Genomic DNA, 12,764 nt, shown 5'->3' on the forward strand with positions numbered 1-12,764 from the left:
ATATATAATACCTAACTCAACAAGTTTTGAAAATTAACACCAATAACACCACATTCAGTGGGCAAGGAGACAGTAATGATCCAAGGTATCCAAATCACGAAAGCAGCTAATGATGACTTACTTAACTCAATTTGGCTAATCGACAGTGAAAAAAATGAAGCGCGTTGTGTCGCTGCACTCACTGGCTACGAAGCCGATCAAGTTGTTGCTATCAGCGAGTTTGGTGATTATGAAAGCCGTGAAGTCGCCATTGAAGCTGCGCCTCGTATTGAAGGCGGGCAACACCTCAACGTAAATGTGCTAAAACGTGAAACACTAGAAGATGCGGTTGCACATCCAGAAAAATACCCACAACTTACCATTCGTGTTTCAGGGTATGCCGTACGTTTTAACTCGCTAACCCCAGAACAACAGCGCGACGTTATTGCACGTACTTTTACTGAATCACTCTAATTTTCAGAAAATTCCACACCAATTGTAAATTCGGTGCTGGATCAAATAGCTAAAAAAAGCGGTGCTGATCAGCACCGCTTTTTATATCGACCACAATAATAACTTTAAATTATGGTAATTTTACCAATAAAGCTCTCAAAGCAGCAAAATCATTATCTAACTCAACAGAGAGAAGTTCCATGGCGGCGTGTTTTGCTAATGGGGCGGGAAGTTCAATATCGGTATTGAGGATCTCATCCACCACTTCTTTAAATTTAGCCGGATGAGCTGTACACAAAAATAGCCCCGTTTCTCCCGCTTTTAACTGTTCGTTTAATACGCGATAGGCTATCGCACCATGTGGTTCACACAGATAGCCCAGTTGATTCAGTTCTTTCACTGATTCGGCACTCTGCTTATCCAATACAGCGCCTTTACCTAAGGTTTCTAATCCCCAGCCTTTCAAACGACAAAGTTCTTCAATACGTGGCCAGTTATTGGGTTGGCTAACATCCATTGCATTTGAGGTCGTCGCAATGGTCGGTTTCGGCTCCCAACACCCTGTCTCTAAATAACGAGGCACGGTATCATTTGCATTCGTGGCAGCAATAAAGCGTTTAATTGGTAACCCAAGTGCTTTAGCCAACAAACCTGCGGTTAAGTTACCGAAGTTACCACTCGGTACACTCACCACCAAGTTTTCGCGCTCTTGTTGGCTCATTTGCGCTGCCGCTTCAAAGTAGTAACAAATTTGCGCCATTAAACGACTGATATTGATCGAGTTGGCCGAGTTCAACCCGATTTGCTCACGCAGTTCAGCATCATCAAAAGCTTGTTTAACAAGTGCCTGGCAAGCATCAAAATCACCATTAACCGCAACCGTATGAATATTTTGACCTAAGGTACAAAATAGCTTTTCTTGCAGTGGGCTAATTTTCCCTTTTGGGTATAAAATCACCACATCAATATCAGGCATACCATAAAAAGCATGCGCAACCGCAGCTCCAGTATCGCCTGATGTTGCAGTTAAAATAGTGATTTTTCCACCGTCAGATACCGCTGCCAATGACTGAGCCATAAAACGACCACCAAAATCTTTAAACGCGAGTGTCGGGCCATGAAAAAGTTCCAACGCGTAAACGCCATCTTTAACAGCTTTAATGGGGGCGGGGAATTGAAATGCATTGCTAACTAATTGCTTTACTTGCTCTGCCGTAAGTTCATCACCAATCAGAGCCGACAAAATTTTACTGCTACGAGAAATAAAATCCTCAGCGAGTAGAGCGTCAATGTCCTCAAATTTTGGTAATTCTGCTGGAAAGAATAAACCTTGATTTCGCCCTAATCCTTGGCGTACTGCTTGACCAAACGATACTTGTTGATCATTTTCTTTTATATTGTACAGCTTCATAATTCACTTCCTGTCACTTTCGACCCCTGCTTGTCGAGACGACAAATGTGCACGAATCCATCTTCATTTTGTACGTAATTTTGTTCAAGCCAGCCAGCAACGCGCTCTGCCACTTCTTTTTCTTTGCAGACACTAAACAACGTAGGCCCACTTCCTGAAATCCCGGTCGCAAGAGCACCCGCAGACGCAGCATATTGGCGAGCTTGAGCAAAACCGGGCAATAGTTTCTCACGATAGGGTTCAGCGATCACGTCTTTGATCATTTTTGCTGCTAATTCAGGTTGTTGAGTATGGCAAGCATGGATAAACCCAGCTAAATATCGGCCATGCGCGATCATATCTTGCCGACGATATTGAGAAGGTAAAATCGCTCGTGCTTCGGCTGTTGAGACTTTTATCCCTGGATAAGCCATCACCCAATACCACTGATCAAATCCGGGGACTGGTTGGCTAATAATGCCTAATTCTTCCAACATTAACTGCAAGCCACCTAAATAACAGGGAGCCACATTGTCGTAGTGAATTCCCCCTGAGATCTTACCTTCCATTTCGCCCATTAAAGCCAGTAATTCGGTTTCATTTAATGGCTGTCCATGAAACCGATTTAATGCATCTAGGGCGGCCACGATAGAACAGGCACTAGAGCCGAGTCCTGAACCTATCGGCATATTTTTCTCTAGCGTCATCGTAAGCGGCTTGAGTACCACTTGCTTTTTATCTAGCTCACGTGCAAATACACACCAACAGTCGTATACAATATTCTCTTTAGGATCGGACGGTAATTTACTGACAAAACGCCCCGAGGTTTCCAGTGAAAAAGGGCAATTCCCTTTTTCCACTAACACTCGATCCCCGAGTAAGGTTCCATCAATCGGTGAGACCGCTGCCCCTAAAACATCAAATCCAACACTAACGTTACCAATAGATGCTGGCGCATAAACGACCACACTCATATCACTTGAATTCATGCATTAAACCCCTAATTTCCAACCTAAAGTTCGCATTACGTCCGCAAAAACGCCTGCTGCAGTTACTTCAGTGCCCGCGCCATAGCCACGCAATACGAGTGGAATAGGCTGATAATAACGGCTATAAAAAGCCAATGCATTTTCCCCATCTTTGACTTTAAACATTGGATCATTTTCATCGACCATAGCGATACGAACTCGGCATTCACCGTCAGCGATTTCTCCCACATAGCGTAACACTTTACCTTGCTGCGCTGCTTGTTCAACCAAAGTAGAAAAATACTCATCCGCTTGAGGCAAGCGCGCCATAAACTCTTCAACAGTCCCTGATGCATCAAAGCCCGGTGGTAATGCCTGCTCAACTTTCACATCCGATAACTCAAGCTTCATACCCGCTTCACGAGCAAGAATAAGAAGCTTACGCGCCACATCCATTCCAGAAAGATCATCACGAGGATCGGGCTCAGTAAAGCCTTTTTCTTTAGCAAGCGCGGTCGCTTGACTTAAAGTTAACCCTTCATCTAATTGGCCAAAAATAAAAGACAATGACCCCGATAAAATACCATTAAATTTCTCTAATTCATCACCCGCGGCAATCAAGTTTTGCAAGTTTTCAATGACAGGTAACCCTGCTCCGACTGTGGTCTCATACATTAATTTACGACGAGAGTGTCTGGCCACATCTCGTAATTGTTGATAATACGCCATGCTTGCGGTGTTGGCTTTTTTATTCGGCGTCACAACATGAAAACCTGCAGCGAGGAAATTAGCATACTGGCTAGCAATCTCTTCACTTGACGTACAATCAACCAAAACCGGATTAATGATATGGTTACGTTGCACCAATGCCGTTAAACTCGCTAATGAGAACCCTTCCGTTGCCGCATTCATTCTATCGCGCCAATGCTCTAAAGGAAGGCCGTTACCATCAAGTAATAAACCTTGACTATTGGCTAAGCCACACACGCGAATCACAATACCTTTTTCAGCCAACTTCATTTGTTGACGATGAATTTGATCGACCAACTCACCGCCGACGCCACCTAAGCCAACAACAAACAGATCCAAGAAATGCTTTGAATTAAATAAATTCTCATGACAGGCTTTAATCGCAGGAGCCACTTTATCTTCAGGAATCACAGCCGAAATAGCACGTTCAGAAGAACCTTGAGCAATCGCGACAATATTGACATGAGCTTCCGTTAATGAAGAGAAAAACTGCGAGGCGACACCACGTGAAGTACGCATACCATCTCCCACTAAAGTGATAATGGAGAGATCGTTCATAAATTCAACAGGCTCTAATAATCCATCTTTAAGTTCCAACTCAAAAGCTTCGCTTAACGCTTGCTTAGCGAGCGCTTTATCGTCAGCTTCAATACAAAAACTGATGCTATATTCAGACGAAGATTGTGTAATTAAGACGATGGAAACACCGGCTGACGACATGGCACCAAAGATACGGCTTGCCATCCCAACCATTCCTTTCATCCCCGGGCCTGAGACGTTAACCATCGTTAGGTTATTTAGCGTTGTGATCCCTTTGATTGCAAGCTTATCTTCGCCTGTATCTTGACCAATCAAGGTGCCTGCACCCTGGGGGTTAAAACTGTTTTTAATTAGGCAAGGGATTTGGAATTGAGCGATCGGAGCGATAGTTTTGGGATGAAGAACTGAAGCACCAAAATAAGAAAGTTCCATCGCTTCTTGGTAGCTAAGAGATTTAAGTAGACGAGCATCACTCACCAAACGTGGGTCACAGTTATAAACCCCATCAACGTCTGTCCAGATCTCACAGCAATCAGCTCGCAAACATGCCGCTAGTACAGCTGCAGAATAATCTGAACCATTGCGGCCTAAACAAACCAGCTCACCATTGCGATTACCCGCGGTAAAACCAGGCATAATATGGACATGCTTTTCCGGGAGCGGAGCTTGCTTGAAGTTTTGCGTGGAAACTTCAACATCTACCATCGCTTCAAGGTAATCGCCTTTAGCAAATAAATACTGTACCGGATCAATTAAATTCACCGATAATCCTTTGGCTTGTATCACGGCTTTCATTAATTGGATAGAAATACGTTCGCCTTTGCTAATAATACGCGCATTGACATGATCAGGGCACATGCCTAATAAACGAATACCGTGCACAAACTGACGTAATTGCGCCATTGAACGAGCCACTTGCTCAATGTAGTCAGTAGCATCAATGTTAACTAATTGAACTTGAATATCATTGAGCAATATTTTAAAAGACTCTTCTAATTCAATAAGTTGTCTTTCCGCATCTCCATCACGTAGCGCAGTATCGATCACAGCAATCAATTTATTGGTCGTTTTACCCGGCGCTGATAGCACGACGGAAACCTCTTCTTGCTGGGCATTATTCACAATAATGTCGGCAACTCTTAATACGCGGTCAGCATCCGCTAACGATGAACCACCAAACTTTAATACTCGCATCCCTTCCTCCAAATTGATCAAAAATAGGTATAAAAAAAGGCCTGTATCGGTTGGGATACAGGCCTTTTTTTTGAATTTTTACGCTCAGCAGCCTGCCCCAACATGCGTAATGTCGGTAATAATGGTGGTGGTCACTACTACTAAGCTGCGGTTATTCATAAAATAATTAAAAACTCGTTTATTGTCTGCCTCTACGTTTACCCCATTTAGGATGAATGAGTCAACGAAAAAATACTTTTTTTTATTTTCATCCGATAAAAACAGAGGGATTTCTCTTGGTGATAAATCGTCAACCATCAAAATCCCCTTTTTCATCGCCAAAATGATAACTCTATGGCTATTTCACATTTTTTAGCGGTAACCTGTTTCATTTTGTGCTTAAATTATACTTTGTGACCCTAATCATCAAACCACTAGGATTTAGGAAATAGGCCAAGGAGGAGAGAAGAATGAATCAGCGGCTCGCGCTATTTTGTTTATGCCTCACCACCAGTGTATCAGCAGCCTCTTTACCTTCTTTGCCGTCAGAACAGATCGATTCTGCACACTCTTTATTTATCAGCAGTGAGCCAAATAGCCAGGCATTTGACAGTTGGGTTATCGACAGTGGTTATGCTTATAACATTTTTCGTAACGTGGACTTATATGTCGGTGCTAGAATTAACTCTTCCATAAATGGAGGAAAGAACGGCTTTCTTAGTGGCGTAAGTTACAAAGTCAATGAGCGAGTTTTATTCAAAAGTACCTTCTATTCATCCACAACCGTAGATGAAGAAAATCGGCGCAATGAAAGCATTTCTGCAGAATTATCTAGCCGCTTACGCTTATCTGACAACATGGATCTGCATGCCACTCTTGATTATCAAGAATGGCAACAAGGTATTGAAGTTGGCATCGGCTTTCGATTTTAATTAATCGCGAATGCCTCTTTAGAACATAAAATGCCATTCCAGTCTGCGTAGAGGTAATCACCAGGTAAAATCATTTGGTTTTGAATGGTTAACGTCACATTGACTTCCCCTACCCCCTTTTTTTCTGGTCGAAAAGGTGATGTGCCTAACGCTTTTACTCCTAAATCCATTTGAGACATTTGAACCACATCTCGCACTGCACCATAAATCACCACGCCTTCCCAACCGTTGTCTATCGCCATAATCGAGACTTGATCTCCCATCAATGCTTTTTGACAGGAGCCATGACCGTCAACCACTAAAACTTTACCTTGCCCTGGTTGGCTTAATACTTCTTTAATTTTAGAGTTATCGTGATAGCAACGAACGGTAACAATTTGCCCCCAAAAAGCACTGCGCATACCAAAATTCTGTAATGGTAGTTCAAGTAAAGTCATTTGTGACGCATATTTATCACATAGATCCGGTGTTATATCTTTCATTATTCCTCCATGATTCTCATCGGGCTTCGTCCAAGCTCCCTTATTACAACCAAATTGTCGGGCTCAAGGTATCCATGCCATTTATTATGTTCGCTTTTCTGATAATGACCCTAGACATAATATTTGACGACTCACACAAGAGTGCAGGGTTAGCTCATCGTTAACAACATAGTAAATGGCATTTTGAGCATATTTCACGGCGAGTTTTTTAGCTTCCGCTAATGGCAAACATACCGCAAAACTCTCTTCATACCAGCTAAATCCATTATCTCCAACCAGCACGTCTACCCAATCATAACCGATCAGATCGTGCTGTAAACGCTGATTATTTTTCCGATTCTCATTATCTGACAAGCGCAAACTCTGCGGGTTCCATGCCGTAATCACGACAAATTCTTGTTTTACAGGACGTGATGAAAAACGGAATGCCACTTGTGTATAGGCTTGCCATAGCTTGTTATCAATCATCAAACTTTACAACTCGTTATTAATATTCATATCTGTTACATTGCAACTCTTGATATAAATCAACAAAGTGCTTGGAATTAACATTTGGCCGTTGTTAGCATGCTGTTAACATTATAGAATCCGCCCAAAGCCTAGTAGAATCCCTTGAAGTAACGGAACTAACGGATCAGAGATATCCAAGGATGGCGGGCACTCAAAGCGATTATTTTTTACAAGCTTGGGTTTATTATCAACATAAAATTACTCATATGTGATGTTTTTGCCTAGAATACATTCTATTAGCACATTTTTTTCACAAGTTTAGGTACCGCCAATGCAAACCCCGCAGATTCTTATCGTTGAAGACGAGCAAGTGACTCGTAACACTCTAAAGAGCATTTTTGAAGCAGAGGGATACGCTGTTTTTGAAGCCAGTAACGGTGAAGAGATGCACCATGTACTGTCCGATAATCCAATTAACTTGGTGATTATGGATATCAATTTACCAGGTAAGAATGGTTTACTTCTCGCTCGTGAACTTCGTGAGCAAGCAGATGTAGCACTGATGTTCTTAACTGGCCGAGACAACGAAGTCGACAAGATTTTAGGACTAGAAATTGGCGCTGATGATTATATCACTAAGCCTTTTAATCCACGTGAACTGACGATTCGGGCACGAAATTTACTCAGTCGTTCCATGAATACAAACTCAACCCACGAAGAGAAACGGTCTGTTGAGTCTTATCAATTCAATGGTTGGGTATTAGATATTAATAGCCGCTCTCTCGTTAGCCCAACTGGTGATAGCTACAAGCTCCCTCGTTCAGAATTTAGAGCATTGCTCCATTTCTGTGAAAATCCAGGCAAGATCCAAACACGCGCTGATCTATTGAAGAAAATGACCGGCCGCGAACTAAAACCGCATGATCGTACAGTCGATGTCACCATCCGCCGTATCCGAAAACACTTTGAATCAGTGTCTGGTACACCAGAAATTATTGCGACGATTCATGGTGAAGGTTACCGCTTCTGTGGTGATATTACAGAATAAATAAAAGCCTCTTATCTTAGATACCAAAAGCCTCGATCATCAATCGAGGCTTTTTAGTTTTACCCAGCATTAAAGCGTGACCTATTAGTAGACTTTATCGATAACCACTTGATGCTCAACGAGCCAAGTGTCACCGCTGTTATCACGTACTCCCAGTGCCACACTCACCGAACGATCAGCATCTAACCCAAGTGAACTTTGAAAAACGATCTCCCAAACATGGTCACTCGGTGTACGCAATTCTAGCTCTGAAGCTGGGATTGACCACATCAGCTCATCTTGTCTAATAACCAGCATCAGTATGGTTAAATCTGCAGGTAATTGACCCGATGTTTGCAACACGAGCGTACCGTTTAAACTATCCGTTGTACTCTGGTTGGTCGTATTTTGGTCATCTGCCACTTTAGGCATTTGATCAGTCCAAAGGTTACTCTTGAGTTGAATCGCTGTTTGAGAAAAAATGCCAGCATTACTGTGCTGCCAATTCACATCGGGCGAGGATGAGCAGGCTGACAGTAAACAAGCAAAAAGAAGTAAGGCTATTTTTTTCATATTATTTCCTTTGCGCTAACCACTGTTTAAGAAGTTTAATATCGTTGAGATACTCATTTTTTATTTCATCCACCCAATCGGTAATATTTTCCCACCAAGCGGGCGCTTCTGGAGACTGCGCTTTCTGCGCAACACTCTGAATTCTTTTTAGGCCTATTGAACCTGCAGCACCTTTAATTTTATGCGCTTCAGAGACAATTCCTGCTTGATCTTTCGCCACCATGTTAGAATCTAACACCTCTAAATAACTGGGCATCATCTCTTCTAACATTTGAATACTTTCTAACATCGGCTCAGTTCCAACAATGCCGATGTAAGAGTCTAACATACTTAGATCCAACAGACGGCTATACAGATCTTGATTCACTTGTGATAACTCTAGCGCTACCGTTGCTTGTTTATCTTCAGCAATCGGCTGCCGCATCACAACTTTAGCGATGATCTCTTGAACCGCTTGAACTGAAAGTGGCTTACTCAGTGCCCCATCCATCCCTTTTCGTAAATATTCTTGTTTGTCTTTTAGTACATTGGCTGTGAGTGCCACAATTGGAGGAAGCGATGAATATGTTTGCCGATAATACTCAACAATATCAAACCCTGTCATATCTGGTAATTGAATGTCCAGAAAAACTAAATCAAACCGCTCTGGCTTAAACATGGCTTTCGCGTCTGCACCTGTCATAGCAACCGTTACACGATGACCAAGGCTTTCTAATAGGGAGCGCGCAACTGTCACATTCAGTTCTATATCTTCGACCATAAAGATATTGAGTGAACGCTGTTGCTCTGGTTGTAGAAGATGACACACTGGCGGAGCAATGATCGGCACTCGGATCGTGGCGGTAAAAGTACTGCCAAATCCCTCTTCGCTACTCACACTAATATCTCCCCCCATCAGATTAATAAGCTGACGAGAAACGGCTAAACCAATCCCGGTACCAACCGCATGAAGATTGTCCTTGCCCGATTTAACTTGATAATACATGGCAAAAATTTTATCTAATTCTGGATCTGGAATACCAATACCGGTATCTTCAATTTCCATCGTAATGTTAGCGTGCTGTTCTTCAATCTCAGCACTAACACTTAAGATTACCCCCCCTTCCTTAGTAAATTTCACTGCATTACTCATCAAGTTCCAAAGTACCTGACGTAAACGGGTGCTATCAACTTCAATCCACGCAGGGAGTTCCGTCATACGTTCTAAATCAAAGCGCAAACCTTTTTGTTCTGCCATTAATGCCGATAGGCTTTCCATTTCAGCCACAAATTCTTCAAAATTAAGTGGTTCAGGAAACAGCTCTAGTTTGCGGCGATCAAATTTATCCATATCAATAATATCATTGAAGATATTACCCAAGGTAATGGCGCTGACATGAATAGTCTGCATATGTTTACGCTGCTCTTCTCGCAGTGGCGTATCCAGCAACATACGACTTAAACCCACAATACCATTGAGTGGCGTTCTTAACTCATGGCTGATGGTCGAAATAAAAGTCGTTTTATCTCTACTGGCTTTTTCTAATGACTCTTCATGCCGTTTGCGTTCCGTGATGTCACGGCCAAATCCTACTAGCCCTAAATGACGACCATCTTTACTATAAAAAGGCACTTTACGTAATTCGAAATAACTCTTACGTCCATCAGGATACTCAAGCCATTGCTCATAAGTGATGGCTCGATTATGGTTAAACACTTGTTGATCAGTTTCTACAATCGATTGTGCGATCTCCTTACGATAGACATCCCAAGGCGTTAAGCCTACTAGCTCGTGTTCACGTTTACCTGTCAACTCTTCCATCGCTCGGTTACAGCCAGAAAACTGACATTGAGCATTACGGTAGTAGATCAAATCAGGAGAGGCATCAATGAAAGATCTCAGTAAAGCCGTTCGTTCAGCCAATTCTAATTGTGTTTTCTCTCTTTGATAGACTTCATTTTCCAAATCCAGCATGGCTTCTTCACGAGCTTCTTCCGCTTTGATCCGCTCTTCGATTTCTTGATTAAGTTTGACAATATTTTTTTGAAGTTGCTGATTAAGTTCTTGATCGCGAGCACGCATATCTTTCAATTTAGACACGAGCTTCGAGAGCCGTTGACGAGACTCTTCTAATTGGTCAACCACCACTGACAAAAAATAAACGGCCCATGGGGTGATCACTAACCCAAAGAAAATAGAGCGAATGATATCAATATCATCAACAAAACCTTTTAGCACCAGAGTGATCCCAACTTGAACCACAACAGCCAATGCGACTAATGCTAAAGCTAATAGAATGGAGAAACGTAAAATTCCCAATTTAACCAGTAGATCGACATAGTATTGAGCTAAATTCTTAATCTGTTTCATTACAAGTTCCACGGCAAAGATTGGCGTTAGTCTAACGGGTTTCTTAAGGCGATATCTTGCAAACAAAGGATAGGATAAGAGGCTTTCGTTCATTCTATGAAAACGTCAGCCTATTCGTGCAAGAAGCAGTGAAAAGATAACAGTTTATTGCGTGATAATCCGCAACTATTCTTACCGTTGGAAGTGGAAAGGCCGCCCAATCAATGAACCTTGAGCACCGTCACGATCCAATGCTCGGCCAATCTCTGTCATCGCTAACCAGCGGTTTTCACACCACAATGGCGAAAGTAACGTCGGACGACGTGCGGCAGAAGAAACGCGGTGGTACACCACTTCAGGCGGTGTTAAGCGGATCAGTTCACTGGCGATCGCGACATAGCTTTCCAAGGAGGGCGCTTCCAGTTTCCCAGCACGCCAAGCTTTCGCCATGGTACTGCCTTCAACAATGTGTAAACTATGCAGTTTTATCCCATCGGTTCCTACATCCACGACCTGCTTTAACGTTGCAACATTATCCGTTCGTCCTTCTTTTGGTAAGCCAACAATTAAATGGGTACAGACTTTAATTCCCAAAGCCCTTGCCCGCTGGGTGATCTCTGCATAGCAGGCAAAATCATGCCCACGGTTAATCCGTTTGAGAGTTTGATCGTGCGCCGTCTGTAACCCTAACTCTAACCAAATTTCAAACCCCTGCTGTACATATTCATGCAATAAATCAAGTACCGCATCAGGTACGCAATCAGGACGAGTTCCAACACATAAGCCAACTATATCCGCAGCTTCAAGTGCCTGTTGATACATCGTTTTCAAAACCTGAACTTCAGCGTAGGTACTGGTATAGGCTTGAAAATACGCCAAATATTTCTTCGCGCGTCGAATCTCTACCGCACGATCTTTTAACTGTGCTTCAATGCTTTGTATTTGAGCCTGTTCATCTACAAACGAGGCCACATTACAAAAAGTACAGCCTCCTCGCCCAATCGTGCCATCCCGATTGGGACAACTAAATCCCCCATGAAGAGTCAGCTTATGTACTTTCTCTCCATAGCGCCGCTGGAGATCTTGCCCCAGTGTATTGACCAATTCATGCAATTGCATATAAATACCTGATTAAAATACGCTATACCCAAACAACTTCGAGTTGCTGGTAAGCGGCAAGTGAGTGACAAATTTGTCTGGAACAAATTTGAATAGCCGTAGGCTGGCCTTTGGTGAGAACCACAGATGGCTCTCATCATCCCCATCAGCATAGACAGGCTATGTGATTGGGGTGAACGAACGTAGCCAATACCCCTGCAGCTTCAAGTTGGAAGGGTATAAGACACTTGCTTGGTACTCAGCGTAATTTAATTACGCAAATAAATGACCATAATAAAGGCAGGTTACAAATAGTGTGCTAATCAAAATCAATAAATCCTCATTAATCGAAGCGTTAGCTGAAAGTGTAATTAAAATGTTAAATTCAATATTATTGACCGCATAAAAAGAGCGAAAAAGACCGAATTTTTCATTGCATTTACGTGCAACAAAATTGTAGGATACTTACAGTTTCTTAATGATTTTTGTTTGTTTTATTACAAACCACATTAACAAACATCGGTGATACCCCACCCCTACCTATATAATCCACTATAAATGTGGCCAGATAACAGGGATATCACTAAGGATTGTTTTTCTCACAAAATAATTCCTGTGAG

The 12,764-nt window shown here is 42.4% G+C and carries 12 protein-coding genes and 1 other annotated feature; of the genes, 3 read left to right on the forward strand and 9 right to left on the reverse strand.

Translation table 11 applies throughout. The annotated features are described in order from the left end of the window. Positions 1 to 75: 75 nt before the first annotated feature. Complete coding sequence (gene grcA / locus CAG57_RS08835; RefSeq protein WP_099611845.1) at positions 76 to 453, forward strand: autonomous glycyl radical cofactor GrcA; 378 nt, start codon at positions 76 to 78, stop codon at positions 451 to 453. 109 nt (positions 454 to 562) lie between these two features. Here the strand turns inward: grcA and thrC are convergent, their stop codons facing one another. The 4 genes from thrC to thrL all read right to left on the reverse strand — a co-directional run bounded on the left by thrC (position 563) and on the right by thrL (position 5,571). Continuing rightward, positions 563 to 1,843, reverse strand: coding sequence for a threonine synthase (gene thrC, locus CAG57_RS08840; protein ID WP_161427200.1), 1,281 nt, complete (start codon positions 1,841 to 1,843; stop codon positions 563 to 565). Next, positions 1,840 to 2,796, reverse strand: a complete 957-nt coding sequence (gene thrB, locus CAG57_RS08845) for a homoserine kinase (protein WP_099612030.1) — start codon at positions 2,794 to 2,796, stop codon at positions 1,840 to 1,842. Before thrB ends, thrC begins: the two co-directional genes overlap by 4 nt. 18 nt (positions 2,797 to 2,814) lie before the next feature. Next, positions 2,815 to 5,274 carry a bifunctional aspartate kinase/homoserine dehydrogenase I gene (gene thrA / locus CAG57_RS08850; protein ID WP_161427201.1) on the reverse strand — a complete coding sequence of 820 codons (2,460 nt, stop codon included), beginning with the start codon at positions 5,272 to 5,274 and terminating at the stop codon, positions 2,815 to 2,817. A gap of 30 nt (positions 5,275 to 5,304) precedes the next feature. Further along, positions 5,305 to 5,421: a sequence feature (Thr leader region), on the reverse strand. Next, on the reverse strand, positions 5,359 to 5,571 hold the full coding sequence (gene thrL / locus CAG57_RS08855) for a thr operon leader peptide (protein WP_161433874.1): 213 nt from the start codon (positions 5,569 to 5,571) through the stop codon (positions 5,359 to 5,361). Its footprint overlaps the feature before it by 63 nt. A 152-nt stretch (positions 5,572 to 5,723) precedes the next feature. On the opposite strand from thrL, the gene CAG57_RS08860 reads away from it, so the two are divergent. Further along, entirely contained in the window at positions 5,724 to 6,185 is a 462-nt protein-coding gene (locus CAG57_RS08860) for a hypothetical protein (protein ID WP_099611841.1), read from the forward strand. Here CAG57_RS08860 and CAG57_RS08865 read toward each other — a convergent pair. Then, positions 6,182 to 6,667: a putative 4-hydroxy-4-methyl-2-oxoglutarate aldolase gene (locus CAG57_RS08865; RefSeq protein ID WP_161428187.1), complete on the reverse strand. Its 486-nt coding sequence runs from the start codon at positions 6,665 to 6,667 to the stop codon at positions 6,182 to 6,184. The genes CAG57_RS08860 and CAG57_RS08865 overlap by 4 nt on opposite strands. 84 nt (positions 6,668 to 6,751) lie before the next feature. Beyond that, positions 6,752 to 7,135: a DUF3293 domain-containing protein gene (locus CAG57_RS08870; protein WP_161428186.1), complete on the reverse strand. Its 384-nt coding sequence runs from the start codon at positions 7,133 to 7,135 to the stop codon at positions 6,752 to 6,754. Between the two features lie 313 nt (positions 7,136 to 7,448). Here CAG57_RS08870 and arcA point away from each other — a divergent pair, with 313 nt between their 5' ends. After that, entirely contained in the window at positions 7,449 to 8,165 is a 717-nt protein-coding gene (arcA, locus tag CAG57_RS08875; RefSeq protein WP_099611838.1) for a two-component system response regulator ArcA, read from the forward strand. Positions 8,166 to 8,249: 84 nt separating this feature from the next. Here the strand turns inward: arcA and CAG57_RS08880 are convergent, their stop codons facing one another. The 3 genes from CAG57_RS08880 to CAG57_RS08890 form a co-directional block, all read right to left on the reverse strand. Next, complete coding sequence (locus tag CAG57_RS08880) at positions 8,250 to 8,717, reverse strand: hypothetical protein (protein ID WP_161428185.1); 468 nt, start codon at positions 8,715 to 8,717, stop codon at positions 8,250 to 8,252. A 1-nt stretch (position 8,718) separates the two neighbouring features. Further along, on the reverse strand, positions 8,719 to 11,067 hold the full coding sequence (gene arcB, locus CAG57_RS08885) for an aerobic respiration two-component sensor histidine kinase ArcB (protein ID WP_161428184.1): 2,349 nt from the start codon (positions 11,065 to 11,067) through the stop codon (positions 8,719 to 8,721). Positions 11,068 to 11,238: 171 nt separating this feature from the next. Then, the gene (locus tag CAG57_RS08890) at positions 11,239 to 12,165 is read right to left on the reverse strand and encodes a TIGR01212 family radical SAM protein (RefSeq protein ID WP_161428183.1); all 927 of its coding nucleotides are present in this window, start codon (positions 12,163 to 12,165) and stop codon (positions 11,239 to 11,241) included. Between the last annotated feature and the right edge of the window lie 599 nt (positions 12,166 to 12,764).

The sequence above is a fragment of the Vibrio sp. V30_P3S12P165 genome (assembly GCF_009904905.1).
In the GTDB taxonomy this organism is placed as follows: Bacteria; Pseudomonadota; Gammaproteobacteria; order Enterobacterales; family Vibrionaceae; genus Vibrio; species Vibrio fujianensis.